General features: G+C 66.5%; 22 protein-coding genes and 1 pseudogene. 7 read left to right on the forward strand and 16 right to left on the reverse strand.

From position 1 onward, the window contains the following. Window positions 1–175: 175 nt before the first annotated feature. The 3 genes from FHT08_RS08860 to lpxH all read left to right on the forward strand — a co-directional run bounded on the left by FHT08_RS08860 (window position 176) and on the right by lpxH (window position 2,723). Entirely contained in the window at window positions 176–1,312 is a 1,137-nt protein-coding gene (locus FHT08_RS08860) for a glycosyltransferase family 1 protein (protein ID WP_166774908.1), read from the forward strand. Continuing rightward, window positions 1,293–1,835, forward strand: coding sequence for a phosphatase PAP2 family protein (locus FHT08_RS08865; protein WP_104538386.1), 543 nt, complete (start codon window positions 1,293–1,295; stop codon window positions 1,833–1,835). The genes FHT08_RS08860 and FHT08_RS08865 overlap by 20 nt, the downstream gene beginning before the upstream one ends. Window positions 1,836–1,979: 144 nt before the next feature. Continuing rightward, entirely contained in the window at window positions 1,980–2,723 is a 744-nt protein-coding gene (lpxH, locus tag FHT08_RS08870) for a UDP-2,3-diacylglucosamine diphosphatase (RefSeq protein WP_166774909.1), read from the forward strand. Between the two features lie 253 nt (window positions 2,724–2,976). Here lpxH and FHT08_RS08875 read toward each other — a convergent pair whose 3' ends face one another. The 11 genes and pseudogenes from FHT08_RS08875 to FHT08_RS08925 form a co-directional block, all read right to left on the reverse strand. Next, window positions 2,977–3,396: a hypothetical protein gene (locus FHT08_RS08875; protein ID WP_166774910.1), complete on the reverse strand. Its 420-nt coding sequence runs from the start codon at window positions 3,394–3,396 to the stop codon at window positions 2,977–2,979. A 135-nt stretch (window positions 3,397–3,531) separates the two neighbouring features. Continuing rightward, on the reverse strand, window positions 3,532–4,785 hold the full coding sequence (locus FHT08_RS08880) for a zinc-dependent metalloprotease (protein ID WP_104538389.1): 1,254 nt from the start codon (window positions 4,783–4,785) through the stop codon (window positions 3,532–3,534). A 454-nt stretch (window positions 4,786–5,239) separates the two neighbouring features. Further along, window positions 5,240–6,052: a ferritin-like domain-containing protein gene (locus FHT08_RS08885; RefSeq protein ID WP_208408950.1), complete on the reverse strand. Its 813-nt coding sequence runs from the start codon at window positions 6,050–6,052 to the stop codon at window positions 5,240–5,242. 257 nt (window positions 6,053–6,309) lie between these two features. After that, complete coding sequence (purF, locus tag FHT08_RS08890; RefSeq protein ID WP_104538390.1) at window positions 6,310–7,776, reverse strand: amidophosphoribosyltransferase; 1,467 nt, start codon at window positions 7,774–7,776, stop codon at window positions 6,310–6,312. Between the two features lie 30 nt (window positions 7,777–7,806). Beyond that, window positions 7,807–8,553, reverse strand: coding sequence for a CvpA family protein (locus FHT08_RS08895; protein ID WP_104538391.1), 747 nt, complete (start codon window positions 8,551–8,553; stop codon window positions 7,807–7,809). Between the two features lie 224 nt (window positions 8,554–8,777). Continuing rightward, window positions 8,778–9,845 carry an SPOR domain-containing protein gene (locus tag FHT08_RS08900; RefSeq protein WP_166774912.1) on the reverse strand — a complete coding sequence of 356 codons (1,068 nt, stop codon included), beginning with the start codon at window positions 9,843–9,845 and terminating at the stop codon, window positions 8,778–8,780. 59 nt (window positions 9,846–9,904) lie between these two features. Next, complete coding sequence (gene folC, locus FHT08_RS08905; RefSeq protein WP_104538393.1) at window positions 9,905–11,197, reverse strand: bifunctional tetrahydrofolate synthase/dihydrofolate synthase; 1,293 nt, start codon at window positions 11,195–11,197, stop codon at window positions 9,905–9,907. 149 nt (window positions 11,198–11,346) lie between these two features. Further along, the gene (locus tag FHT08_RS08910; protein WP_343204142.1) at window positions 11,347–11,913 is read right to left on the reverse strand and encodes a hypothetical protein; all 567 of its coding nucleotides are present in this window, start codon (window positions 11,911–11,913) and stop codon (window positions 11,347–11,349) included. 32 nt (window positions 11,914–11,945) lie between these two features. Beyond that, window positions 11,946–12,590 (reverse strand): histidine phosphatase family protein, encoded by a 645-nt coding sequence (locus tag FHT08_RS08915; RefSeq protein WP_166774913.1) that lies wholly within the window; start codon window positions 12,588–12,590, stop codon window positions 11,946–11,948. 105 nt (window positions 12,591–12,695) lie between these two features. Continuing rightward, window positions 12,696–12,869, reverse strand: a pseudogene (locus tag FHT08_RS08920) (S46 family peptidase); the annotation flags it as partial. 11 nt (window positions 12,870–12,880) lie between these two features. After that, window positions 12,881–14,962 (reverse strand): phospholipase C, phosphocholine-specific, encoded by a 2,082-nt coding sequence (locus FHT08_RS08925; protein WP_104538395.1) that lies wholly within the window; start codon window positions 14,960–14,962, stop codon window positions 12,881–12,883. 194 nt (window positions 14,963–15,156) lie between these two features. Between FHT08_RS08925 and FHT08_RS08930 the strand changes: the two genes are divergently transcribed. Together FHT08_RS08930 and tdh are read left to right on the forward strand one after the other, a co-directional pair. Beyond that, window positions 15,157–17,502 (forward strand): TonB-dependent receptor, encoded by a 2,346-nt coding sequence (locus tag FHT08_RS08930; RefSeq protein WP_104538396.1) that lies wholly within the window; start codon window positions 15,157–15,159, stop codon window positions 17,500–17,502. Window positions 17,503–18,029: 527 nt separating this feature from the next. Further along, the gene (gene tdh / locus FHT08_RS08935; RefSeq protein ID WP_172641694.1) at window positions 18,030–19,064 is read left to right on the forward strand and encodes an L-threonine 3-dehydrogenase; all 1,035 of its coding nucleotides are present in this window, start codon (window positions 18,030–18,032) and stop codon (window positions 19,062–19,064) included. A gap of 596 nt (window positions 19,065–19,660) precedes the next feature. Here the strand turns inward: tdh and FHT08_RS08940 are convergent. The 4 genes from FHT08_RS08940 to FHT08_RS08955 are packed head-to-tail and all read right to left on the reverse strand — an operon-like array spanning window position 19,661 to window position 23,614. Then, window positions 19,661–20,692 (reverse strand): sulfate/molybdate ABC transporter ATP-binding protein, encoded by a 1,032-nt coding sequence (locus FHT08_RS08940; RefSeq protein WP_166775441.1) that lies wholly within the window; start codon window positions 20,690–20,692, stop codon window positions 19,661–19,663. A 7-nt stretch (window positions 20,693–20,699) separates the two neighbouring features. Beyond that, window positions 20,700–21,653: a sulfate ABC transporter permease subunit CysW gene (gene cysW / locus FHT08_RS08945; protein ID WP_104604322.1), complete on the reverse strand. Its 954-nt coding sequence runs from the start codon at window positions 21,651–21,653 to the stop codon at window positions 20,700–20,702. Next, on the reverse strand, window positions 21,650–22,510 hold the full coding sequence (cysT, locus tag FHT08_RS08950; protein WP_166774914.1) for a sulfate ABC transporter permease subunit CysT: 861 nt from the start codon (window positions 22,508–22,510) through the stop codon (window positions 21,650–21,652). Before cysT ends, cysW begins: the two co-directional genes overlap by 4 nt. A 3-nt stretch (window positions 22,511–22,513) precedes the next feature. Next, complete coding sequence (locus FHT08_RS08955) at window positions 22,514–23,614, reverse strand: sulfate ABC transporter substrate-binding protein (RefSeq protein ID WP_104538400.1); 1,101 nt, start codon at window positions 23,612–23,614, stop codon at window positions 22,514–22,516. Window positions 23,615–23,703: 89 nt separating this feature from the next. Here FHT08_RS08955 and kbl point away from each other — a divergent pair, with 89 nt between their 5' ends. Both kbl and FHT08_RS08965 read left to right on the forward strand, forming a co-directional pair. After that, the gene (kbl, locus tag FHT08_RS08960; RefSeq protein ID WP_166774915.1) at window positions 23,704–24,912 is read left to right on the forward strand and encodes a glycine C-acetyltransferase; all 1,209 of its coding nucleotides are present in this window, start codon (window positions 23,704–23,706) and stop codon (window positions 24,910–24,912) included. Then, the gene (locus FHT08_RS08965) at window positions 24,912–25,301 is read left to right on the forward strand and encodes an HNH endonuclease (protein ID WP_166774916.1); all 390 of its coding nucleotides are present in this window, start codon (window positions 24,912–24,914) and stop codon (window positions 25,299–25,301) included. The genes kbl and FHT08_RS08965 overlap by 1 nt, the downstream gene beginning before the upstream one ends. Here FHT08_RS08965 and FHT08_RS08970 read toward each other — a convergent pair. Then, a complete protein-coding gene (locus FHT08_RS08970) occupies window positions 25,255–26,106 on the reverse strand; it encodes a pseudouridine synthase (RefSeq protein ID WP_166774917.1) in 852 nt (283 codons plus the stop codon). The genes FHT08_RS08965 and FHT08_RS08970 overlap by 47 nt on opposite strands. Between the last annotated feature and the right edge of the window lie 18 nt (window positions 26,107–26,124).

Genomic DNA, 26,124 nt, shown 5'->3' on the forward strand with positions numbered 1-26,124 from the left:
AACCACGGGGCTCTGAGAATTTTCTGACTGGTGTAGATTGCGCTGGACGGGTGCAGCACGCTGCCTTTGCGATTCCCCATTTCCCATTCCCTGCTCCACTGTCACCGCCGCGACTTGTGCGCGCAACATCCATGCCATCGCCCTCCCGGAAGCTAGCGAAAACCGGAGAACGGGCATGCGCTACGCGATCGTTACCGAAACCTATCCGCCTGAAGTCAACGGTGTAGCGCTGACCGTGCACGGGCTGGAAACCGGCCTGCGCGCACGCGGACACCAAGTGGACGTGGTGCGTCCACGGCAGAGCAGCGATACCGACGCGGCCATGGCACTACTGGTGCGCGGCGCATCGCTGCCGCGCTACCCGGGACTGAAGTTCGGGTTGCCGGCAACGCAACGTCTCCTCCGTCATTGGGCAGGCTCGCAACCGGATGCGGTCTATGTGGCCACGGAAGGCCCCTTGGGCTGGTCGGCGATGCGTGCGGCACGCCGGCTGGGCATTCCAGTCGCCACCGGCTTCCATACGCGCTTTGACGAGTACCTGCCCGACTACGGTGCCGCCTGGCTGCAGGGCACTGCGTTGCGCTGGATGCGCCGCTTCCACAATCAGGCCGAAGCCACCCTGGTGCCTACCCGCGAGCTGCAGCAGTTTCTGCGTGACGGCGGTTTCGAGCGGGTGCAATTGCTGGCGCGCGCGGTGGACAGCCAGCAGTTCGATCCGGCTCGACGCGATCCGGCCTTGCGTGCCGACTGGGGCATCGAAGGCGAAGGCTTCGCCGCGATCTACGTCGGACGCATCGCCAACGAAAAAAATCTGCCGCTGGCAATTCGCGCCTTCCGCAAGCTGCAGCAGATCCGCCCGAAGGCACGCTTCGCCTGGGTGGGCGATGGCCCGGCACGCGAAAAGATCGCGCACGAGAATCCGGATTTCATCTTCTGCGGCATCCAGCGCGGCGAGGCGCTGGCGCGCCACTTCGCCAGCGGCGATCTGTTTCTGTTCCCCAGCCGCAGCGAGACCTTCGGCAACGTGACCCTGGAGGCGATGGCCAGCGGTGTGGCCACCGTGGCCTTCGACTACGGCGCCGCACGCGAGTATCTGCGCAGCGGCCACAGCGGTGCGGCAGTGGACAACGACGAGGCGTTCGTCCAGGCCGCCGTCGCACTCACCGACGACGATGCGATGCGCCAGCGCCTGGGTGCGGCGGCCGCGCAGGCAATGAAGAAACTGCATCCGGACAATGTGGTCTCCGACTTCGAGGCCTTGCTGATGGGCATCACTGCGGCACGGGGGCGTTATGTCGGCAACGCGGCTTGAACTTCTGCGCGGTCGCGAAGCGCGCTGGTGCCGGCGCGCCAACCACTGGTGCCGCCGCCACCCGGTGCGGCGCGCGTTCGCCACCATCAGCCGGCTCGGCGACGGCATGTTCTGGTACGGCCTGATGGGCTTGCTGGTGCTGCTCGACGGCATGGACGGCGTGCGTGCATCTGCGCACATGGCCGCCACCGGCGTGCTGGCGTTGACCTTGTACAAAGCGCTCAAGCGCTGGACGCGGCGGCCACGCCCGTATGCGGCCGACGTGCGCATCCGCGCCTGGGTGGCGCCGCTGGACGAGTTCAGTTTTCCGTCCGGCCACACGCTGCACGCGGTGTCCTTCAGCATCGTGGCACTGGCCTACTACCCATGGTTGGCGCCCCTGCTGGTGCCGTTTTCGGCCGGCGTGGCGCTGTCGCGCGTGGTGCTGGGCCTGCACTATCCCAGCGATGTGCTGGCTGCCACGGCGATCGGCGTGGTGCTGGCCAGTCTGTCGCTGTGGGGATTGCCGGTACTGCTTGGCTAAAGAGTGAGCGCTGCCACCGCCGAGTTACCCTGACCAGGCAGATGACCCCTCGTCACCGTAGCTGGCCGCTCGCTGCGCGATGCAACGCTCTACCGATTCCCATTCCCCGATTCCCGTCCCGCGCTCCCGCCGTACAATGGCGCAATGACGACACTGTTCATCTCCGACCTGCATCTGGATCCGGCCCGGCCGGCGATCACCGAGCTGTTTCTGGACTTCCTGCGCACGCAGGTGCCCGGTAGCGACGCGCTCTACATCCTCGGCGATCTGTTCGAAGCCTGGATCGGCGATGACACGCCATCGACCGCTGCCGATGCGGTGGCCGTGGCGCTGCATGCGGTGGCCGATAGCGGCGTGCCGGTGTACTTCATGCCGGGCAACCGCGACTTCCTGGTCGGCCAGGCGTATGCGCAACGTGCGGGCTTGCGCATCCTGCCCGACCCCACCGTGGTCGATTTGTACGAGCATCCGAGCTTGCTGATGCATGGCGATCTGCTGTGCACCGACGACACCGCCTACCAGGCGTTCCGTACGCAGACGCGCGATCCGGTCTTTCAGGCGCAGTTCCTGGCGCAACCGCTGGCTGCGCGGGTGGCCTTCGCGCAACAGGCACGCGCTGTCAGCCAGGCGCGTCATGCAGAACTCAAGCAGGGCGACCAATCGCGCTTCGAGACCGTCACCGATGTCACCCCGGCCGAGGTGGAAACCACCTTCGTGCGGTATGGCCTGGACCGCCTGGTCCATGGCCACACCCATCGCCCTGCGATCCACACCCTTCAGGCCGGTGGCCAGACTTGCACACGCATCGTGCTGGGCGACTGGTACGAACAAGGCTCGGTATTGCATGTGGATGCCGACGGCGTGTCGCTGGAGCAGTTGCCGCTTTAACGTGGCTGTCAGCAGCTAGCGAGCGGCGCCCGCCGGGCACAGGCTGCTCGCTCGGAACCAGTCTGCGGGCGACAGACGCGATGGGCATCGGCCGCGCCGTCTGCAGGTGAGCGCTGTGGTTTCGAGATCAGGCCTGCGCACGCTCGGTGTGCTGCTTACCCGTGCTGGAATGCAGCTGGACGCGCTGTCGGCACGCCTGATCGCGCCAGCCTGCTGAAACGCAACCGCACCGTCCCTGCGGCATCCAGAAGTGTCACTGCGTGCTGCGCGCATGCTCGGCGTAGTCGACAAAGTCGGCGTTGACCACGTCGTACCAGAACACCGTGCCATCGGCCTGCACGCGGAAACGATCGCGCACCGGGCTGGTCTGCGGGTCGCCGGGACACTCGTTGCCATGCCGCTCGTGCACCGCGAACTCGAATGCATCCGGCGTCGGCGCAGCGTCGTCTTCGGCGATGATGCTGATGCAGTTGTCCGGATAGAAATGGTCGCCCTGCAAGCGGGTTTCCAGCACGTGCAGCGCGCGAGCCCGGGCATCGTTGCCGGTCGTCGCTGCCGGTGCGGACACGGCCGGTTTGGGTACCGAAGGGGCTGGGTCGGCAGGTTGCTGTTTGCAACCGGCGACCGCCAGCGCGGCCAGGCACAGCGCCGCATAACGCAGGGACTTGGACATGGATGCTCCGCTCCGCAGGACACGCCGGCGGCTGCCGGCAATGCCTCTAGTCTGCGCGATCACGGCGCCTGCGTGTAGCGGCAATGGCCCGGCACCTGCGGTGCCGGGCCGACAGCGGAACGATCAACTTGGTACTCAGCGGAAGCCGGCGATGGTGGCCTTGGTGTTGACCAGCACGCGCTGATTGTCGGCGGTGCTGGCATTGCCCATGGGCACGCCGTTGTAGCTGATGTTGGGGTTGGACCAGTAGTTCAGGCGCGGGCAGCTGCTGCTGCAGTCGTAGGCCATGATGGTGCGCCAGCTGTTGCCGTAGCGATAACCGTGCCCGTAGGCATACGGCGAGGTGCTCGGGTCGTTGGTGGCGTCGTGCCGGGCGCTCTGCAGATGGCCGATTTCATGCGCGAAGCTGTAGTAGCCGGTGGCGCAGTCCCAGTACACCGAGGCAAACGCGGTCGCCGCGGTGGAGCCGATGCCCGATGCCAGGCCGCAGTAACTGCTGTTGTCCAACACGATCACGCCCACATCGGCGGTGTAGGTGTTGCGACTGGTGTGGATGCTGTCCATGTAACCGTCGTTGGTCACGCGGAAGCGCTGCAGATCGGTGGTGAAATTGCCGGTTTCGCTGTAGCTGGTGGTCTCGTAGCGCGCCAGCTGCAAGGTGATGCCGACGTTGCTGTTGACGTAGCCCTGGTTGGCCTCGGCCACTGCCAGTTGCACCAGCGACTGCATGTTGCCGCCGTATGCGGTCACTGCCTGATTGGTGGCGACCACCAGCACACGGATAGTCGCCGGGCTGCCCGACGACGCGGCGGCCGCGGTGACGCGCCCGTCGCTGGGCATGTCGATCTTCGGCAGCAGGCTGTATTCGGCCGGGTGCTCCTGCGGCAGGCGGCTTTCTTCCACCTGCACCAGCACATGGCGGCCATCGGCGAGCGGGCGTAGCCGATACAGCTTGCCGGCGTAACGAATGGTGCCGGTGACGGTGTCGCCGCTGCGCACCAGGATGGCCGAGTTCAGCGGATCCACACCCGACAGCGTGCGTGCACGGGTGCCGGCGCGCGGGCCGAGGTTGCCGTACCACACGCTGTCGCCGCCTTCCAGGGCATCGACCTTGGCCTGGGTGGCGGTGATGGTCTGGCCGTCCAGCTGCAGTTCCAGCAGCTTCTCCGAAGCGGTGACGGCTTCGGCGTCGAGCTGGACCACCTGCGCGTTGGCGGTGGACGGTGCGCTGAGCAGGCGCTGCAACGAGGGTTCGGCGGCTGCGGTGGCGCTCGCGCTGCGGCTCAGCGCAGGGCCGGATTGATACAGCGGCTTGCCGGCAGCGGCGGCCGAACCGGCCAGACACATGGCGATCAGACCCACCGTGGTGCACATCGACTTGGACTTCATCGTCTCTCTCTCCTTAGACATGGAAGCAACGGATGTGAAACACCGGGCCCCTGCCCCCGGGACGTCATTAAGGCGCGCCTGGCCGTACCGATTGCAAGTCGTTACAAAAGAAAATTACAGTTCTGTGATGTCGGCCGTGAATGGATACGATTTCGGCAGCTGTGCCGGAGGACCCAGCGCACAGTCCGGTGAGCGAAGGCGCGTTGCCGCGCAGGTGGCCTGTCACGTGTTGTCGGCATCCGAGCGCGGGCACGACGTCATCACGACGGGCAGCGATGCACGTCGATCCAGCGCGCTGCGATCGCTCCGCCACGCACTGAGCTCATCGCTCACGCGCGACGCTGCGAATGTGCATCACCCAGCGTGGCGTCGGTACTGGCCGATTCGATCTGCACGCAAGCGGCGAGCGACAGATCGCGCACTGCGGCCCGCCCATGCACCCATCACCGGCCGCTCAGCCGGCCTGCTCCACCAGATCGGCCAGTTCGTCCTCATCGAAACCGGCAAGCAGCCGCGCCTGCAGATTGAACGGCCCATGCAGGTAACCACCGGCGTATTCGTGCAGCAGTGCCTTGAAGCGCGCGCGCGGCTCGATGCCGGCCTGCGCGCAATACCAGCGGTACCAGCGCGAGCCGGCGGCCACATGCGCCACCTCTTCGCGCAGGATGGTGTCCAGCACCTCGGCCGTGGCGGTATCGCCGAGCGAGCGCAGCTTGACGATCATCGCCGGTGTCACATCCAGGCCACGCGCTTCCAGCACGCGCGGCACCAGCGCCATGCGTGCCAGGCCATCGTGCGCGGTCTTCTCGCACATTTCCCACAGGCCGTTGTGCGCGGCGAAGTCGCCGTAGTCGTGGTCGTGCGCGTGCAATCGTGCGTGCAGCAGCATGAAATGGCGCGATTCGTCGTCGGCCACGCCAACCCAGTCGGCATAGAACGCCGCCGGCAGCCCACGGAAGCGATACACCGCATCCCAGGCCAGATCGATGGCGTTGAGCTCGATATGCGCGATGGCGTGGATAAAGGCGGCGCGGCCTTCCGGGTTGCCCAGCCCACGCCGCGGCACCTGCCGCGGATGCACCAGCACCGGCCTTGCAGGTCGGCCAGGCATGCGGATCGGCTCCGGGGGCGCCGCCTGCGGCGGTGGCAACGGCAACGCGCCGGCACGGAACGCGGCTGCATGTCGCTGCGTCAACGCGACCTTCTCCAGCGGATCGGCCGCTTGCAGGCAGGCGTATGCGGCTTGCAGAAGATCCATCGTGTCCATCACTCCATCGTTGCGGTAGCCGCTAAATCGACAACTGGCGCTTCGATCTGCAGCGGCGATCAAGACCACCACGCAGCCGTCGCAGGTGCGGTCTGGGACCAACCGGCGGCTGGCGCCACTATCGAACCAGTGCAGCGCACCCGCTTGTCGATCGGCGGCACCCAAATCGCGCGATCGCCACGCAGGTACTCCTGCGTGGCACAGCGGGCTCTAGGCCACGTCTTGGTAGCGCCGAGCTGTAGCGCTACCGCATACCCTCACGCGCGGCGACGCTTCTTGGCATCGTCCGAGCGCAATTGCTGGATGCGTTCGAAATAGCCCGGTTCGATGCCGGTGATGTACTCGCCGTTGAAGCACGAGGAATCGAACTGCCGGATGTCCGGGTTGCCTTCGCGCACGGCCACTTCCAGGTCTTCCAGATCCTGGTAGATCAGCCAGTCGCAGCCCAAAAATTCCTGGATTTCCAGCTCGCTGCGGCCATGGGCGATGAGTTCTTCGGCCGCCGGCATGTCGATGCCGTAGATATTGGGATAACGCACCGGCGGCGCGGCCGAGGCCAGATACACCTTGCGCGCGCCGGCATCGCGCGCCATCTGCACGATCTGCCGGCTGGTGGTGCCGCGCACGATCGAATCGTCGACCAGCAGCACCACGCGGTTGCGGAATTCCAGGTGGATCGGATTGAGCTTGCGCCGCACCGACTTCTGACGCTCGCCCTGCCCCGGCATGATGAAGGTCCGGCCCACGTAGCGATTCTTGACGAAGCCCTCGCGGTACTTCACCCCGAGCACGTTGGACATCTCCAGCGCTACATCGCGCGAGGTGTCCGGGATCGGAATGATGGTGTCGATATCATGGTCCGGGCGCAGCCGCAGGATCTTCTCGCCCAGTTTCAGGCCCATGCGCATGCGCGCCTTGTGCACCGAAATGTTGTCGATCATCGAATCGGGACGCGCAAAGTACACGTACTCGAAGATGCACGGCGCGTTCATGGTCGGCGCGGCGCAGACTTCCGAAAACAGCTCGCCACGCGCGGTGATCACCATCGCCTCGCCGGGACGCACGTCGCGCACGCGCTGGTAGCCGAGGATGTCCAGCGCGGCCGATTCGGAGGAGACGATGTACTCGGTGCCTTCGGCGTGCTCGCGCTTGCCCAGCACCAGCGGACGTATGCCGTGCGGGTCGCGGAAGGCCACCAGGCCCAGGCCCAGCACCACGCTGACCACCGCATAGCCGCCCTTGCAGCGGCGGTGCACGCCGGCCACCGCGCGGATCGCCGCCTCGGGGGTGAGCATGCGCTGCGCGTCCAGCTCGTAGGCGAACACGTTCAGCAGCACTTCGCTGTCCGAATCGGTGTTGATGTTGCGTCGGTCCGCCTCGAACACCTGCTGGCGCAAGGCCTCGGTGTTGATCAGGTTGCCGTTGTGCGCCAGCGCGATGCCGTAGGGCGAGTTGACGTAGAACGGCTGCGCCTCGTCCATGCCTTCCGAGCCGGCGGTCGGATAGCGGCAATGCGCGATGCCGACACGGCCTTCCAGCACCGCCATCTTTTTTTCGTCGAAGACATCGCGCACCAGCCCGTTGGCCTTTTGCACGCGCAGGCGCGTGCCGTCTGCGGTGGCGATACCTGCGGCGTCCTGCCCACGATGCTGCAGGACGGTCAGGCCGTCATACAGCTGCCCGGCGACGTTCTGGTTGCCGACAATACCGACGATGCCACACATGGTGCGCGTTCTCCGCTACGGCTTGCGCCGTTACTGTGAAGGGGGCCGTGCCTGGCCTTGGGACTCGACCCGGGCTGGGTCGCTTTCTCCGCCGCGAACCTGCGCCGGATCGATATTGGCCGGCATCGCCTGCGCCGGATCGCGTCCGTCGCTGGCGGCTTTACCGGGTTGCCCGAGCGCACGCGTGATGGTGTCGCTCAGACCGGACCCGGACAGCGCCTTGCCCAGGTCCGTATTATCGCCTGCCGAGGGCAACTTCCCCAACTCCGTTGGCAAGTTGCCAAGTTCCATCGATGGCATGTCCATCGACGGCATCCGCCAGGCCGGCAGTTGCGCCCGCATCCAGCTCGCGCCCGGCGACAGCATCGGCATCAGCATCGACTGGCGCCAGGAAGCCTCGCGCGGCAGCGGCGTGAAGCTCATCAGCAGCACCAGCACACTGGCCAGAAAGCCGCCGCGCACCAGGCCCAGGCCGAACCCGAGCATGCGGTCCATCCCGCCCAGACGCACCGCGTCCACGCCAGCGCGGATCACCATGCCGGTCACCGCCACGGTGATCAGCACGCCGACGAACACCATCGCGTAGCCGCCAAACGATTCGGTGGCCGACGGGTGCTTGCCGTCGGCAATCCAGCCCGCGGCCGGGCCGCCGAACTGGAACGTCGCCCAGCCTGCCAGCAACCACGACAGCGTGCCGACCACGATCGCGACAAACCCGCGCAGCAAGCCCAACAGGGCCGACACCAGGATGATGACGCCCAGCACCATGTCGATCATTGCCCACTTCTCCGCGCGGCAGTCGTGCCGCTGGTCCAACCTGGCTTGGTGTTCATTGCGCTCCCCTCCATGGGCGTGAGGCGATCAGGAAATCCGCTCGCCGCTGGCGATACCACGCAAGCGGCGATCAGGCGTGCAGCGGACCGGCCGCACTGCGCGCAGCGTACCGACCGTCATGCCGATCTCCAGCATGCACCGCGCCCGCCCGATGACGGCGCGGTGGTTTACGGATGCGGACGCACCATGCCGGAAATGCCGACCTTGGCCGCCACCTGCGCACGCAACTGTTCGGCATCGCTGCGGTTGGCTACCGGGCCGACACGCACGCGGTTGAGCGCGCCCTTGTCGGTACGCACCTGCTCGACAAAGGCGCTGAAGCCGGCGGCGCGCACGCGGTCGCGCAAGGCGTCGGCGTCTTCGGCACGACCGAAGGCGCCCAACTGCACCGCAAAGCCGACCGAACTGGCCGCAGGGGCGGCCGGCGCGGCAGGTGCCGCGACGGCTGGCTTGGCCGGCTCGGGCTTGGCAGGCTCCGTTTTCGCCGCCTCCGGCTTGGCCGGTGCAGGCGTGGGCGCTTCGGCCGGCTTGGGCGTGGCGGCCACCGGTTTGGCCGGCTCCGGTGGCAGGCTCTCGGTCCTGGTCGGGGCGGCGGTGCTGGCGGCGGCCACGCTGCTGTTGGGCTTGGCGGCCGGCGCCGGCGCCGGTGTGCTGGCTGCAGGCGCTGGCGCGGCGGCGTTGGCATCCAGCGTCACCACCTGGGCGTTGACGTCGCTGCGCACCTTCACTGCCTGCAGGCGCGCCGATTCGGCCTGCGCCTGGTCGACATACGGCCCCACGCGCACGCGCCAGGCCGGGCGGCCGTTGATCTGGGTCTTTTCGCTGAAACCGGGCAGCTGCGCCTGCTTGAGCCGCGCCAGCACCGCGTCGGCGTCGGCGCTGGTGGCGTAGGCGCCGAAGTTGACCGCGTAGTTGCCGGCCGCCACCTCAGGCGCCGACGGCGCGCTGGACGGGTTGGCCAGGTCGGCCGCATCCGGGTTGTCCTGCACCGCAGCCGGCGCCGGGGCGGCGCCGCGCATGCCCAGCGCGCCACCGGCCGGCGCATCGCCCGGGGTGACCAGCGGCAATTCGCGGGTTTCGAACTCGCCATTGGCCGGTGCGGCAGGCGCCTCCAGCGGCACATCGGCCACGCCGCTCGACGGCGCAGGGCCCTTGACCAGCATCGGCAGGAAGATCACGGCAAGCGCCACCAGGACGATGGCGCCAATCAGTCGCTGTTTCAGAGCAGTATCCACGTAAAGAGACGAGAGGCGGCGTGGCGGGATGCCGCGGCGATTATAAGGCCGCAGCCGGGCTACCGACCCGGGTGGACTGAACGAAGTGCGTTTAGTGCGTCGGCAACAGTCTGAAACGAGCCGAACACCAGCACCCGATCGCCCGGTGAGGCCTGCGCCAGCACCGCGCGCAGTGCGCCCGCCACATCGCCATGGCAGGCCGCCTGCGCTGCGGCACTGCCCTGCAGACGGGCCTGCAGGGCCTGCGCCGACTGCCCACGTGCGCCATCCAGCCCGGCCAGGGTCCAATGGTCGACCTGCGCGGCCACCGCCTCCACCACGCCCAGCACATCCTTGTCCGCCAGTGCGGCGTAGATCGCATGGGTGCTGCCGGTGTGCGCCTGCGCGCCGAGTGCATCGGCCAGCGCGCGCGCGGCCTGCGGGTTGTGGCCGACATCCAGCAGCACCTGCACGCCATCGATGTCGCTGCGCTGCAGGCGCCCGGCCACCCGTGCATTGGCAATGCCCTGCGCCCAGGCGGCCTCGGGCAGGTCCGCCGGCAGGGCCTGCAGCGCGGCGATCGCCGCCGCGGCGTTGGCCAGTTGCACCGGCGCCTGCAAGGCCGGCATCGGCAGCTCCAAGGTCACCGCGACATCGCGCCAGCGCCACTGCGGCGCGTCCGAGTGCTGCGCCTCGATCGGCTCGAAGAAATAATCGCTGCCGGCGCGGATCGCATTGGCGCCCACCTGGTAGGCCCGCCGCAACACGCTCGACGGTGGGTCAATTTCGCCCAGCACCACCGGCTTCCAGGCGCGGATGATGCCGGCCTTCTCGGTGCCGATCGCCTCGCGGTCCTCGCCCAGCCAATCGGTGTGGTCGATGTCCACGGTGGTGATCACCGCCACATCCGAATCAATGAGGTTGACCGCATCCAGGCGCCCGCCCAAGCCGATTTCCAGCACCGCCAGATCCAGCCCGGAGCGCTGCAGCAGCCACAGCGCCGCCAGCGTGCCATATTCGAAATACGTCAGTGCGGTCTGGCCACGCGCCGCCTCGACGGCGGCAAAGGCGTCCACCAGTTGCGCGTCGCCGGCCTCGTTGCCGTCGATGCGCACGCGCTCGTTGTAGCGCAGCAGATGTGGCGAGGTGTAGCTGCCCACCTTCCAGCCGGCGGCCTGCGCGATCGCCTCGATAAAGGCCACGGTGGAGCCTTTGCCATTAGTGCCGCCTACGACAATGACATGCCTGGCTGGCGCTTCAATCTGCAACCGCGCAGCGACCTCGCGCACGCGCTCCAGGCCCATGGCGATGTTCTGCGGATGCTGCTGCTCGATGTAGGCGAGCCAGTCGGAGAGGGAGTCGGTCGCGTTCACGGTCAGGGCTATGCGAGAAGAACCGCATTATCGCCGTTTGCCGGCGTGCAGCGCACATCACCAGGCATGCCTGAAGATCGCGCGCCATCACGTGAATCGACAGGGTGCGCGCGCCTCAGCGAGCAACTGGGGAGCGCTGTCGCCCGCATTCAAGGGACATCGGAAATGGATGCAATGCGCATGCCCAACACCGAGCGTTGACCGCGCAACAGCACCGAGACACGCTGCTCGGGATGACGCCGATACAGCGATTCGTCGATGCACAGATGGCCCGGGAAACGATGCGCGAGCGGCCCGCCACTCAAGCGGTATTTGCACGCCCGCGCGTTGGGCATGGAGGTGGTCTGCATGACATGCGTTTGTTCGAAATCGACGCCGACGATGCGGGTGTAGACCCAGGGCCCGCCTCTGGCCAGCACCAGCCAGCACAGCAATCCCAAGAGCGGCGGCGCCAGGCAGATCGCCAGCATGGTGTTGAACAGCTGCTTGCCGACGACCGCCTTCCACCCGCCGATGCGATAGGCCGGCGCGACGATCAACACCGTCAATCCGCTTCCCGCCAGCAACATCGGCGCTATCCAGGCCCGACCGGACAGGAAAGGTGCGGGAATGAAGTCGGAGAACGCGCCCAGCGCCAACAGGCCGGACACACTGCCCAACGCAGCGTACCGAAACGCCTTGGGCCACTTGGCAATCGTGCCGATATGACGGACCACAGCCTCATCCAGCGTCCGTGCCGAGCATTGCCTTACAGCGCCCGATGCTTGGCTTCACCGAAGAACGGCGTGTGGTGCGCGCAGTCGTTGAGCCGCACCACTTCCAGGTGATCCACGTCCTCGCCTTCGAGCAGGTTGAGCGTGGTCGGCGCCTGCCGGAAGGTCCACAGCCGGGACAGCGGCAGGCCCAGGATCTTGCACAGGATCACGCGGTTGACCGCATCGTGCGCGACCACCAGCAAGGTGTCGTCGGCGCCCAGGCCTTCGGCCGCGCGCGCCAGGCCGCGCCAGCTGCGATCCAGCACCTGCCGCAGGGATTCGCCGCCGGGCATCAGCACGGTATCGGGCTCGTCGCGCCAGGCGCGCAGACGTGCCGGATCCTTGTCGTTGATCTCGCTGGCCAGCAGGCCTTCCCATTCGCCGTGGGCGATTTCCTGCAGGTCCGCATCGGTCTGCAGCAGGCGTTCGCGGTCGTTGCCCAGCGCCAGCCTGGCGGTGGCCTGCGCACGCGACAGCGGCGACGCCACCGCGCGGGTGATCTGCAACGACTGCAGCCGCGCGCCGAGCGCGGCGGCCTGGCCTTCGCCGACCGGCGACAGCGGGATATCGATCTGGCCCTGGTAACGGCCTTCGGCGTTCCACGGCGTCTCGCCGTGACGGGCAAGCAGGATGCGCATGCGCGAGAGATTCCTTGGGGGAAGGGGCCGGCTCGCCGCAGCGAAACGGGAGCGCATGATAACCCCTCCCGCTGCGGTGCCGGCTGCCCGCGTCAGCGCACCCGGAAGTTCCTGCAACAGCTGCGCCGGAGCGACTTCCGTCATGACCCAGCGCAAATACCGGCTATCCGAGGCGCTCATGCGCGTCATCGCAGGATCGAAGACCCAGCTGCTGCTTACCGACTCCCAGCTGCCGTCGAAGGCCAGGCCGACCCGCCTGCCCTGCGCGTCCATCACTGGCCGGCGCCGGCTCAGGCGCGCCCGAATGCCGGATCGCTGCGGCTGGGCCTGCCTGTCTCCAGATGCCCGGCCAGGCGGCGGCGGAATGCGGCTCCCGGTTGTTCCAGCACCACGTCGTACCAGTGATCACTGGCAGCAAGCGCCAGACGCACGGTCTGACGTTGACCTGCGGCCAGATGCAACGACCGCACGGCCGGATCTGCGTAGTCCAGCGCGCGCAGCTGCAGGGTGCACGGCTGCTGCCCGGCGTTGCCAATTTCAAGCACCAGCACGTCGCCATCCTGCCGCGCCTCCAACCACGGCGCTGCCGATTGCGTCCCGGCTGCAGCGAGGTCGCCAGCGAATTCGCGCAGGAAGCCATTGGGTCCATGCACGCTCAACGCATAGGCGCCGTCATGCGCAGCGCCGGCCGGCACATCGTCGAGCCGGGTGCCGGGCAACACGGTGTAGTACCACGGGCCGCCGCTGGCAGCGCTGGTGTAGACATTGAACGCGGCCGCCGCGGCGCCGCTGTTGACGAACTGCAGCTGCACGCCGCTTTCGTCCTGCACGCGCGCATGCACGTGCAAGGCATACGGCAGCGCGCGTGCCGGACGTTGTCCCGGCTCCTGTCGCGGCATGCTGGGCCGGGCCGGCGGCACCGGTAGCGGCTTGCTGCGCACCGCAGCGGTGCGCGCGCGGTAGTCGTCGACCGACGGCAATGCGCTCAGTGCCGAATCGTCCGGCTTGCGGAAATCGAACACGCTGGTCAGATCGCCACTGACGGCGCGACGCCACGGGCTGATGTTGGGTTCGGCCACACCGAAGCGACGTTCCAGCAAGCGCAGCACCGAGGTGTGATCGAACACCTGCGAATTGACCCAGCCACCGCGCGTCCAGGGCGAGATCACCAGCATCGGCACGCGGATGCCCAAGCCCATCGGCACGCCCTCGTAGACCTCCCCGCGCGTATCGACATTGCTGCGCCCCATGCGCGCGTCCAGGGCCGGCAGCGCTGCGGGCACGTGATCGAAGAAGCCGTCGTTCTCGTCGTAGTTGATGATCAACGCGGTCTTCGCCCACACCTGCGGATTGGCGGTGAGCGCGTCGATCAAGCGCGCCACCAGCGATTCGCCGTAGGCCGGCGGCGCTTCCGGATGTTCGCAGTACGCGGTGGGCGGCACGATCCAGGACACCTGCGGCAAGCGATCGGCCTGCACATCGGCGGCGATTGCGGCGATCAGATGCTCGGCCTGCGTGGTGGCGGCATTGTCTGCAGTGGACCCGGGCACGCAGGCACGTGCGCGTCGATAACGTTCGTCGCTAGGGTGCAGATCGCGGTAGTGCGAAAAATACGCCAGCGAGTTGCAGCCGAAGTTGTCGTACTCCTGGTACACGCGCCAGTCCACGCCTGCGGCCTGCAGGCGTTGCGCATAGGTGGTCCAGTCCATCGCGGCATAGCCGGGCTTGTCGCGCGCCATGTCGGCGGTCCAGTTGCCATCGTCGGCATTGGTCACCGCCTGCGCGCCGAGATTGCCCACGCTCGGGCCGCTGGTGCCGGTGAACAGGTACATGCGATTGGGATTGGTCGGCCCGTGCAGCGAACAGAAGTAAGCATCGCAAATGGTGAACGCATCGGCCAGCGCGTGGTAGTACGGGATGTCGTGACGCTGGAAATACCCCATCGTCAATTCGCCCTTGTACGGCACCCAGGCGTCGTACTCGGCCCAGCGTGCCGGGTCCTGCCCGTGGCCGGCTTTCCACGAATGATCCAGGCTCTTGATCAACGGCGCGCAGGTGTCTTGCGAATTAAAAGCGAACGGCAGCAGGCGACGCCCGTCTGCGGCCGGCTGGCTCCATACCGGGTGACCGTCGCGCAGCTGCAACGGACGCGGATCACCGAAGCCACGCACGCCGCGCAGCACACCGAAGTAATGATCGAAGGAGCGGTTTTCCTGCATCAGGATCACCACGTGTTCGATGTCGCGCAGCGTGCCGGTGCGCGAGTTGGCCGGCAGCGCGAGTGCGCGGCCGATCGAGGACGGCAAGACGCCGGCGGCAGTGAGCGCGGCGACGCGCTTGAGGAAATCGCGGCGCGAGGGGGAGGACGTCATGGCTATGGGACCTGCAGGAAATACGTGTACATCGCCGCGCAGCGCGGCTGGGTACCACACGTATAGCGGGCAAGCACGACAGTTTTGCGACAGCCCCCGTCATCAATGTTTCATACGTCGTTGACACCCTGCGTCGCGAAACGCCGGTCCTGCACCGTGCGTTGCCCTCAGCCGTGCTCGAACAGGATTCCCCCATGACTTCCGCTCGCCGTTTCCATGTCACTCCGCTGGCGCTTGCCCTGGCCGCGCTGCTTCCCGTCATCGCCTCTGCCGCCACACCGGCGGCCGACCCGGTTGCCGGTGCAGACGCGCCGGTAGCCGATGCCCCGGTCACCGCGGCCGATGCCGCCACCAATGCCACCCAGCTGGATGCGATCAACGTGGTGTCGCAAGGCAGCACCCGCCAGGTCCAGCGCATCAGCCGGCAGGACATCGAGCAGCTGACACCGGGCAGCAGCGCCTTCAAGGCGGTGGAAAAACTGCCGGGCGTGCAGTTCCAGTCGGCCGATCCGTTCGGCACCTACGAGTGGTCCACGCAGGTGACCCTGCATGGCTTCGATCAGAGCCGCCTGGGTTACACGCTTGATGGCATTCCGCTCGGCAACATGAGCTACGGCGTCACCAACGGCCTGCATATCACCCGCGCCATCATTTCGGAAAACCTCGGCTCGGTGGAAATCGCGCAAGGCGCCGGCGCGCTCGGCACTGCATCCAACACCAATCTCGGCGGCACCATGCAGTTCTACTCGGCCGACCCGCAGACCACGCCCGGCCTGCGCCTGGTGCAGACGGTCGGCAGCGATGCCACGCGCCGCACCTTCGTGCGCGGCGACACCGGCGATCGCAACGGCCTGTCGGCGTACCTGTCTTATGCCAATGCCAGTACCGACAAATGGAAAGGCTTCGGCGACCAGCAGTCCGAGCAGGCCAACCTCAAGACCGTCTACCAGTGGGGCGACGGCAACCGTCTGAGCCTGTTCGTGGATACCTCGCGGCGCAAGGAGTACGACTACATGGACCTGTCGTTGACCAGCCAGCGCGCGCTGGGCTGGGACTACGACTATCTGCAGCCGGATTGGGCCACGGCGGTACAGATGGCGCGTGCGTATCAGAACACCGGTGCCACCAGCGGCGTGGCCAACGGCTATCCGCAATCGCTGGCCGGGCTGCCCGACGATTACAGCTGGCTCGATGCCAGCTACTACGCCGGCGGCGGCCTGCGCCGCGACAACCTTGCCGGGCTGTCGGGCACGTTCGTGTTCGGCGGCGCCACCCTGGATGCCACCGGCTACTACCACGGCAATCGTGGCGAAGGTCAGTGGGTAACGCCGTATGTACCGACGTCTGCGCAGGTTCCGCTGTCCATGCGCACCACCGACTACGGCCTGGATCGTTATGGCGGGACCAGCGCACTGAAATGGTCGTGGGGCAACCACGATCTGGAAGCGGGCCTGTGGGCGGAAAACGCACGTACCACGCAGCAGCGCAACTACTTTGCGCTCGGCAACGAGGGCTACACCTCGCTGTACGACGTGTACGAAGTGCAGACCCCGTTCCGTCGCGATTTCCTGCAGCGCTATACCACCCAGACCCGCATGCTGTACCTGCAGGACACCGTGCGCCTGCTCGACGATCGACTGACCCTCAACTACGGCGCAAAGGCGCTCAGCACCACCACGCGCGCACAATCGCTGGTGCCGACCACCGCACTGGCGCAGGGCCGTATCCGTGCCGAGGACAACTTCCTGCCGCAGGTCGGCGTGAACTACAAGCTGGACGAGCGCCAGGACCTGTACGCCTCCTACAGCAAGAACATCGCCGCCTTCGGCTTCACTCCGTTCGGCACCTCGCAGGCCGCCTTCGATCGCAGCCGTTCCACGCTGGAACCGGAAGAATCACAGACCGTGCAGGTGGGTTACCGCGTGCAGGATGCGCAGTTCCAGCTCTCGGCCGACGCCTACTTCACCAAGTTCTCCAACCGCTTGTTGACCACTTCGCCGTGCACCGCGGTGCAGACCTGCGCGGCGATCCTGAGCAATGTCGGCGCCGTGCATAGCGCGGGTGCCGACCTGGCCTTGATGTGGCGCCCGCTGGAAGGCCTGAGCTGGTTGAACTCATTGTCGTGGAACCGCTCGCGTTATCAAGACGATTACCTCAACAACGGCGTGGTCGCCACCTCCGGCAAGGACGTGGTCGGCATCCCCGCGTTGATGTTCTCCTCCAGCGCCAGCTACCAGCTCGGCAAACTGCGCCTGGATCTGGACGGCAAGTACGTCGACAAGCGCTACATCACCTTCCTGAACGATTCGCAGGTGCCCTCGTACTGGCTGTTCAATGCGGGCGCGCGTTACGACTTCGGTCGCGTGGGCGGGGTGGCCGACGTGGCGCTGGCGCTCAACATCACCAACCTCACCGACAAGCGCTATTTCGCCAGCACCGGCACCAACGGCTACGTCGCCTCCGATCCGGATGGCTACAACCAGACCATGGTGGTCGGCGCACCGCGGCAGACCTTCATGAGTCTGGATGTGAAGTTCTGAGTCGCTGGCGCCCTTTGCCTCTCCCCGGGACGGGAAGGCACGGCTTGCGCGCCACCGGCACGCGCCTTAGAGCGCCCCGCTGCCAGAGCGGGCAGGGGCGCGGAGCGGGGGTTTTGAGGGTGAGGGTGACGCCGACGATTCACCCTGGCGACGCGTGGCGACGCGCTTGCCGTCGCAGGCGGTGACAGATCTCGAGGCGCCCTTCATCCGGCGCTTTGCGCCACCTTCGCCTCGTGAAGAGGCCAATGTCCCGGAGGGAGAAGGAAGATCAAAGCCCCTCTCCCTTCGGGAGAGGGGTTGGGGTGAGGGTACGGTGCGAAGCTCTTGTGTATTCCAACCGCACGAGGCGTCGCTCGCCCCCGCATCCGGCGTTGCGCGCCATCTTCTTCCGATGGGAGACGGGCGGCACCGGCCCTAACCCGCCATGATCCGTGTCGGCCAACACCGCCATTCCCGCACCGCCGCATGGCACCGACCTCGCGCCGCATATAATCGGCGCCTTACTTTCACTCAGCAGGTCCCGCCAGATGGCGCAGACGATGAAGGCGCTGGTCAAGCGCGAAGCGAACAAGGGCATCTGGCTGGAACAGGTCGCCGTCCCCAGCCCCGGCCCCAACGAGGTGCTGATCAAGCTGGAAAAGACCGCAATCTGCGGCACCGATCTGCATATCTACCTGTGGGACGAATGGAGCCAGCGCACCATCAAGCCCGGCCTGACCATCGGCCATGAGTTCGTCGGCCGCGTGGCCGAGCTCGGTTCGGCGGTGACCGGCTACCAGGTCGGCCAGCGCGTGTCGGCCGAAGGCCACATCGTCTGCGGGCATTGCCGCAACTGCCGCGGCGGCCGCCCGCACCTGTGCCCGAACACGGTCGGCATCGGCGTCAACGTCAACGGCGCCTTCGCCGAATACATGGTGATGCCGGCCAGCAACCTGTGGCCGATCCCCGACCAGATTCCCTCCGAACTGGCCGCGTTCTTCGACCCTTACGGCAACGCTGCGCATTGCGCGCTGGAATTCGACGTGATCGGCGAGGACGTGCTGATCACCGGCGCCGGCCCGATCGGCATCATTGCAGCTGGCATCTGCAAGCACATCGGTGCGCGCAATGTGGTGGTTACCGACGTCAACGACTTCCGCCTCAAGCTGGCGGCCGACATGGGCGCCACGCGCGTGGTCAACGTATCCAAGACCTCGCTCAAGGAAGTGATGGCCGACCTGCACATGGAAGGCTTCGACGTGGGCCTGGAAATGAGCGGCAATCCGCGCGCCTTCAATGACATGCTCGACTGCATGTACCACGGCGGCAAGATCGCCATGCTCGGCATCATGCCGCGCGGCGCCGGTTGCGACTGGGACAAGATCATCTTCAAGGGCCTCACCGTGCAAGGCATCTACGGCCGCAAGATGTACGAGACCTGGTACAAGATGACGCAACTGGTGCTATCGGGCTTCCCGCTGCACAAGGTGCTGACCCATCAATTGCCGATCGACGACTTCCAGAAGGGTTTCGACCTGATGGAAGAAGGCAAGGCCGGCAAGGTCGTGTTGAGCTGGAACTGATCGGCCAATGCGTTTCAACACAAAAGGCGCCGCAAGGCGCCTCTTGTGTGTCCATCTTCAGAGCGCAGCTGACGCAACAGGCAAAGCTCACTGGTCGAGCGCGGGCGCACTTGCCGCACTCGGGACACGCCGTGAATCCGTTCCTGGAGGCTTCGTGGCGGCATCCATGGCGCCAAGGGTCCCGCAACCGGCAAGGACACCGACCGAGAGTTGGTGGGTTGCTGCTTGAAAGCTTGTCCGTCGATCCGCTTGCATTAGAAACACGACTGGACGCGGCGTTATCCGAGCAGCGGACGTTGTGCCTGCTCGCACCATACACACCGACCATCTCGACGGGCCCTTGTCCGCCTACCGTCGCGGGGCCATACGCGGCATGGATGCCGCGTAAGAGCCTACATGGACGTACTTGCGCTCGCTGATGTCGTAATAGCCCACGCTCAAGCCCCTGCGGACCGAAGGCCTTGCCACCATTCACGCCGAAGTCGTTGTAGTCATATCTATCTCACTCAACGAGAAGGTATAGACGCCAGCTCCGCACGGGATTTGCTAAGGCCAAGCGCATCGCTGCCAATCCGAATCATCAATCCCAGCCTCAATCAGGCCGGGAACACGCCAAAATGCCGCGCGGCCAGCAACAACTGCTGCCCGGGCTGAAAGCTCCCCGCCGATGCCGGCAGCTCCACTTCTATTTCATTACCAGCCGGCTCCAGCGTTGCGCGCAGACGCAGACGCGCACCGCTGCGCTGCGACCAGGCCACCGTGGCCGGCCATCCAGCGTCGTCCGGCACCAGATCTTCCGGCCGCACGTAGACCTCTACCGGGCCGGCCGCCAGCGCGGTGTCGGCTGCCGGCAAGGCATGCCCGGCGACCTGGATCTGGCCTTGCGCCAACACACCGGGAATGCGGTTCACCGCACCCACGAACGAATACACGAACGGCGAGGCCGGCTTGTCGTAGATCATCGCCGGCGTATCGAGCTGCTCGATACGGCCACGGTTGAGGATCGCCACCCGGTCGGCCAGCTCCAGCGCCTCTTCCTGGTCGTGGGTGACGAATACCGTGGTCAGGCCGGTCCGTTCGTGCAGCTCGCGTAGCCAGCGGCGCAGGTCGCGGCGCACCTGCGCATCCAGCGCACCGAACGGCTCGTCCAGCAGCAGCACGCGCGGCTCGATCGCCAGCGCGCGCGCCAGCGCCACGCGCTGCCGCTGACCGCCGGACAGCTGGGTGGGATAGCGCTGCTCCAGACCCTGCAACTGCACCAACGCAAGCAGCTCCTCTACACGTGCGCGGATACGCGCTTCGGCCCAGCGCTCGGGACCGCGTCGCACCCGCAGGCCGAAGGCGATGTTCTCGAACACGTCCATATGCTTGAACAGCGCGTAGTGCTGAAACACGAAGCCGACCCGGCGCGACTGCACGCTCATGCGGGTGGCGTCTTCGTCGCCGAACAGCACCTGCCCGCCATCGGCATGCTCCAGCCCGGCCATGATCCGCAGCAAGGTGGTCTTGCCCGAACCGGACGGCCCCAGCAAGGCCAGCAACTCGCCCTGACGCACGTCCAGGGTGATGTCGTCCAACGCGGTGAACGTATCGAACTGCTTGCGCAGGCGGTGGATGCGGATGCCCATGTTCACCTCAATGTCGGTGGTTGGCGGCAAGCGAATCGCCATGCCGCCATTCCAGATACGTCTTCAGCGCCAGCGTCAGCAGCGCAGTCAGCGCCAGCAACGAGGCACACGCGAACGCGGCGCTGTAGGCGTATTCGTTGTAGAGAATTTCCACGTGCAAGGGCAGCGTGTTGGTACGCCCGCGGATATGCCCGGACACCACCGACACTGCACCAAACTCGCCCATCGCACGCGCCGCGCACAGCAACACGCCGTACAGCAGGCCCCAGCGGATGTTCGGCAGGGTCACCCGCCAGAACATCTGCCAGCCGTTGGCGCCCAGGCTCAATGCGGCCAGTTCTTCATCGCTGCCCTGCTGTTCCATCAACGGCATCAACTCGCGCGCGATGAACGGGAACGTGACGAAAGTCGTCGCCAGCACGATGCCGGGCAACGCAAACACGATGCGCGGCAGCTGGATCAGCATCTCGCCAAAAAACGGCAACTGCAGCCGCCAGCCTTCGTCGATCAACGGCCATGCCCAGCCACTGCGGCCGAAGATCAGCACGAAGATCAGACCCGCCACCACCGGCGATACCGAGAACGGCAGGTCGATCAGGCTGATCAGCAAGCGTTTGCCGGGAAATCGATGCTTGCTGACGGCCCACGCCGCCGCCACGCCGAACACCAGATTCAGCGGCAGCACGATGGCAGTGACGATCAGGGTCAGCTTGATCGCCGACAACGCGTCCGGGTCGACGATCGCGCGCAGGAAGGTGTCCCAGCCACCGCGCAGCGCCTCGGCGAACACCAGCACCAACGGCAGCAACAAAAACGCCAGCAGAAACAGCAGCGCCCCCGCAATCATCAACCACTGCACCCAACGCGGCTCGTTGGTGGCCGACTCGGTGATGCGGCGCGCCTGTTCGGTCATCTGGCGGGTGTGCAACATGGCGGGCAGCGGCGAAACAGCATCGTTCATGCAGTCCTCCGTTGATAACGCAGCAGGCGTGCCTGCAGCGTATTGACCACCAGCAGGATCACGAACGACAGCAGCAGCATCGCCGCGGCAATCGCGGTGGCACCGGCGTAGTCGAACTCTTCCAGCCGGATGGTGATCAGCAGCGGCGCGATCTCGGTGGAATTGGGCAGGTTGCCGGCAATGAAGATCACCGAACCGTACTCGCCAACACCACGCGCGAAGGCCAGCGCAAATCCGGTCAGCACCGCCGGCCACAGTCCCGGCAGCACCACCCGCCACACGGTCTGCCAACGCGACGCGCCCAGCGTGGCGGCGGCCGCTTCCAGCTCGCGTTCGCTCTCGGCCAGCACCGGCTGCACCACCCGCACCACGAACGGCAACCCCACGAACACCAGCGCCAGCACGATGCCCAACTGGGTGTAGGCGACCTTGATGCCGATCGCCTCCAGCCAACGCCCGACCCAGCCGTTGCCGCCGTACAACGCGGTCAGCGCGATGCCGGCCACCGCAGTCGGCAACGCGAACGGCAGATCGATTACCGCATCGAACAGGCGCTTGCCCGGGAAGCTGTAGCGCACGAACACCCATGCCACCCCGGTGCCCATCACCGCATTGAAGGCGCCGGCCGCAAATGCGGTGCCGAAGCTCACCCGCAGCGCCGACAGCACGCGCGGCTCGCTCCATACCCGCCACAGGCCATCCCAGCCCAATCCGCTGGTCTTGATGAAGACGCCCAGCAGCGGGATCAGCACGACCAATCCCAGCCAGGTCAGCGTGATTCCAAGACTCAAGCCCAGCCCCGGCATCACGCGTCGGCGCGGTGACGGCGCTGGGTGGGGTGCAACCGACATCGGCATTGCCTACTTTTTTGCCTGGATCTGATCGAATACGCCGCCGTCGGCGAAGTGTTCCTGCTGCGCCTTGTCCCATGACCCGAACGCATCCTGGATGGTCACCAGCTTGATGTCCGGGAACCTTGCCAGGTCGGCAGGGTCGGCAAATTCCGGATGACGCGGGCGATAGAAATGCTTGGCCGCCAGCTTCTGCCCCTGCGGCGCGTACAGATAGCGCAGATAGGCCTCGGCCACCTCGCGGGTGCCGTGCTTGTCGACGTTCTTGTCGACCAGCGCCACCGACGGCTCGGCCAGGATCGACAGCTTGGGCACCACGATTTCGAACTTGTCCTTGCCCAGCTCTTCGCGTGCCAGCAGCGCCTCGTTTTCCCAGGCCAGCAACACATCGCCGATGCCACGTTGCACGAACGTGGTGGTGGCGCCGCGCGCACCGGTATCCAGCACCGGCACGTTGCGGAACAGCGCCTGCATGTAGCGCATGATGCGCTCGCGGTCGCCCTTGAAGATGTGGTCGGCATAGGCCCAGGCGGCCAGGTAATTCCAGCGCGCGCCACCGGAGGTCTTGGGGTTGGGCGTCACCACCGCCACGCCGGAGCGCAGCAGGTCCGGCCAATCGTGGATGTTCTTCGGGTTGCCCTTGCGCACCAGGAACACGATCGTCGAGGTGTAAGGCGCGCTGTTGTCGGGCAGGCGCTTTTCCCAGTCGCTGTCGATCAGCTTGGCTTTTTCGGCGATCGCATCGACGTCGTAGGCCAGCGCCAGCGTGACCACATCGGCCTCGATGCCGTCGATCACCGCACGTGCCTGTTTGCCGGAGCCGCCGTGCGAGGTCTCCACCGTGACGGTGTCCTGCGGATGCTGCTGCTTCCACTGCGCGGCAAACGCGTTGTTGTAGTCGCGGTAGAACTCGCGGGTGGGATCGTAACTGACATTGAGCAGGCCGATGTCGCGCGCGCCTGCCGGGCCGGCCAGGACCAGCAGGCTGCACAACACAGTCGCCATAAGACGGAAGCGGGGGTGGGTCACAGCAATCTCCAGACCGTTGGGGCGCAGCTGAACAGCAAGCATGCCATGCTGCGCAGCGGCACGCAGGCGGTGAAATGACATCAAGGCCGCACCTTATGCCGATTTTGCATGACGTAGTGGTATGCCACCGTGATCGTTAAAATCATGCGTCTCCTGCCACTGCGACCGCCATGACCAACGCTCCCGCTGCGCTGACTGCCCATTACGCCGCCGAACTGGAAACCATCCAGGCCCAGGGCCTGTTCAAGTCCGAGCGCATCATCACTGGCCCGCAGTCGGCCCGGATCACCCTGGCCGATGGCCGCAGCGTGCTCAACTTCTGCGCCAACAACTATCTGGGCCTGGCCGACCACCCAGACATCATCCAGGCCGCCAAAGACGCGCTGGACACGCACGGCTTCGGCATGGCCTCGGTGCGCTTCATCTGCGGCACCCAGGACCTGCACAAGCAGCTAGAGCGCACTATTGCCGACTTCTTCGGCACCGAGGACACCATCCTCTACGCTGCCTGTTTCGATGCCAACGGCGGCCTGTTCGAACCGCTGCTCGGCGAAGCGGACGCGATCATTTCCGACGCGCTCAACCACGCCTCGATCATCGACGGCGTTCGCCTGTGCAAGGCCAAGCGCTTCCGCTACGCCAACTGCGACATGGCCGACCTGGAAGCGCAGCTGCAGGCCGCTGATGCGGCCGGCTGCAAGACCAAGCTGATCACCAGCGACGGCGTGTTCTCGATGGACGGCTTCATCGCCCCGCTGGACGAGATCACCGCCCTCGCCCGCAAATACAATGCGCTGGTGCATATCGACGAATGCCATGCCACCGGCTTTCTCGGCGCCACCGGCCGCGGCTCGGCCGAGGTCAAGGGCGTGCTGGACCGGATCGACATCATCACCGGCACGCTGGGCAAGGCGATGGGCGGCGCACTGGGCGGTTTCACCACCGCCAAGCGCGAAGTCATCGAACTGCTGCGCCAGCGCTCGCGTCCCTACCTGTTTTCCAACTCGCTGCCGCCGCACGTGGTGGCCGCCGGCATCAAGGCCTTCCAGATACTGGAAGCCGCCGGCGAGCTGCGTACGCACCTGGTCGACAACACCCGCTACTTCCGCGAGCGCATGACCGCCGCCGGCTTCGACCTCAAGCCCGGCGTGCATCCGATCAGCCCGGTGATGCTCTACGACGCGCCGCTGGCGCAAAAATTCGCCGAGCGGCTGCTGGAAGAAGGCATCTACGCGATCGGCTTCTTCTTCCCGGTGGTGCCCAAGGGCCAGGCGCGCATCCGTACCCAGATCAGCGCCGCGCACACCCGCGAGCAGCTGGATCAGGCGATCGACGCGTTCATCAAGATCGGGCGCGAACTCGACGTGATCCAGCACTGATGCGCACGGCGCTGCGCCAACGGCTGCTGCTGGCGGCGCAGACCGACACCCAGGCGCAGCTGTTGGACGGCAACTGGGAAACCCGCTGCCTGCATTGCCGTCGGCGCCTGCGCCTGCGCGCCGATGGCGAGCCGCACGGGCATACCACGCTGGAACACGTGGTCCCGCAGGCCTGGTTCAGCCGTCGCGCGGCGACGGCCCTGTGCGCGCTGGTCGGCGACGATGCGAATGCGGCGCGCAATCTCGCCCTGGCCTGTGCCGGCTGCAATCACGCCAAGGGTCGGCACCACGATGCCAACGGTGCCGGCGACGCCCGCGCCGTCGAGGTGGTCAGCGCCTTGCTCAGCGCGCGCCTGGCGCGCTGGCGGGAGCCACCGTCAGCGCACTGACTTCCTCTGGGCTGAGCATCCGCCACGTCCCCTTGCCCAGCTCGCCCATCGCCAGCGACCCGATCGCCACCCGCACCAGCCGCAGCACACCGATCTCCACCGCGGCCAACAAGCGGCGAATCTGTCGATTGCGGCCTTCGTCCAGCACGATCTCCAGCCACGCATTGCGCTCGCCTTCGCGCAGCACGTCGACCCGCTTGGCGCGCAGCAGCACGCCCTCGCCCTCCGGATCGGGGTCGACCATGCCGGCCTGCAGCTGCGCCAGTTGCGCAGCGCTCGGGCGGCAATTGATCTGCACGTGATAGGTCTTGTCCGGCCCGGTCGCCGGGTCGCTCACTGCCGCCGCCCATTGCGGGTCGTTGCTGAAGAGCAGCAGGCCTTCGCTGGCCTTGTCCAAGCGCCCGACCGGGGCGATCCACGGCAAGCCGGCGCCATCGAAGCAGCGATACACCGTGTCCCTGCCCTGCTCGTCGCGTGCGGTGGTGACCACGCCGCGCGGCTTGTTGAGCATCAGGTAGCACCGCGCCGGCCCGGCCAACGGCTGCCCATCGACACGGATGGCCGATTGCTGATCGGCACGGATCGGATATTCGGGATCGTGCACCACACGTGCCGCCACGCTGACCCGCCCGTCGGCGATCCAGCGCGCCGCTTCGGTACGCGAACACAAACCCAGTTTGGACAGCACGCGCGCCAGCCCATGGCGTGGCGCGGTGGTTGCCACGGTCGTAGCGGAGACGCGCGACGGGCCCGCCGGACCACGCGTGCGCTGCCGGGACGTCGCCGGCGTAGGCCGCCGGGTCATGCCGTCCCGACCGCGCCG

The organism is Xanthomonas sp. CFBP 8151, from assembly GCF_011761885.1.
Classification (GTDB): Bacteria; Pseudomonadota; Gammaproteobacteria; order Xanthomonadales; family Xanthomonadaceae; genus Xanthomonas; species Xanthomonas arboricola_B.

Bases quoted from the DNA above. Each gene is read 5' to 3' on its own strand.
- kbl (WP_166774915.1), top strand. From the start codon at position 23,704: ATGACCAACGCTCCCGCTGCGCTGACTGCCCATTACGCCGCCGAACTG.
- FHT08_RS08930 (WP_104538396.1), top strand. From the start codon at position 15,157: ATGACTTCCGCTCGCCGTTTCCATGTCACTCCGCTGGCGCTTGCCCTG.
- FHT08_RS08880 (WP_104538389.1), bottom strand. From the start codon at position 4,785: ATGAAGTCCAAGTCGATGTGCACCACGGTGGGTCTGATCGCCATGTGT.
- FHT08_RS08970 (WP_166774917.1), bottom strand. From the start codon at position 26,106: ATGACCCGGCGGCCTACGCCGGCGACGTCCCGGCAGCGCACGCGTGGT.
- tdh (WP_172641694.1), top strand. From the start codon at position 18,030: ATGGCGCAGACGATGAAGGCGCTGGTCAAGCGCGAAGCGAACAAGGGC.
- cysW (WP_104604322.1), bottom strand. From the start codon at position 21,653: ATGAACGATGCTGTTTCGCCGCTGCCCGCCATGTTGCACACCCGCCAG.
- FHT08_RS08885 (WP_208408950.1), bottom strand. From the start codon at position 6,052: ATGGACACGATGGATCTTCTGCAAGCCGCATACGCCTGCCTGCAAGCG.
- FHT08_RS08875 (WP_166774910.1), bottom strand. From the start codon at position 3,396: ATGTCCAAGTCCCTGCGTTATGCGGCGCTGTGCCTGGCCGCGCTGGCG.
- FHT08_RS08860 (WP_166774908.1), top strand. From the start codon at position 176: ATGCGCTACGCGATCGTTACCGAAACCTATCCGCCTGAAGTCAACGGT.
- FHT08_RS08915 (WP_166774913.1), bottom strand. From the start codon at position 12,590: ATGCGCATCCTGCTTGCCCGTCACGGCGAGACGCCGTGGAACGCCGAA.
- FHT08_RS08965 (WP_166774916.1), top strand. From the start codon at position 24,912: ATGCGCACGGCGCTGCGCCAACGGCTGCTGCTGGCGGCGCAGACCGAC.
- FHT08_RS08895 (WP_104538391.1), bottom strand. From the start codon at position 8,553: ATGATCGACATGGTGCTGGGCGTCATCATCCTGGTGTCGGCCCTGTTG.
- cysT (WP_166774914.1), bottom strand. From the start codon at position 22,510: ATGCCGATGTCGGTTGCACCCCACCCAGCGCCGTCACCGCGCCGACGC.
- FHT08_RS08925 (WP_104538395.1), bottom strand. From the start codon at position 14,962: ATGACGTCCTCCCCCTCGCGCCGCGATTTCCTCAAGCGCGTCGCCGCG.
- FHT08_RS08955 (WP_104538400.1), bottom strand. From the start codon at position 23,614: ATGTCATTTCACCGCCTGCGTGCCGCTGCGCAGCATGGCATGCTTGCT.
- purF (WP_104538390.1), bottom strand. From the start codon at position 7,776: ATGTGTGGCATCGTCGGTATTGTCGGCAACCAGAACGTCGCCGGGCAG.
- FHT08_RS08940 (WP_166775441.1), bottom strand. From the start codon at position 20,692: ATGGGCATCCGCATCCACCGCCTGCGCAAGCAGTTCGATACGTTCACC.
- lpxH (WP_166774909.1), top strand. From the start codon at position 1,980: ATGACGACACTGTTCATCTCCGACCTGCATCTGGATCCGGCCCGGCCG.
- FHT08_RS08865 (WP_104538386.1), top strand. From the start codon at position 1,293: ATGTCGGCAACGCGGCTTGAACTTCTGCGCGGTCGCGAAGCGCGCTGG.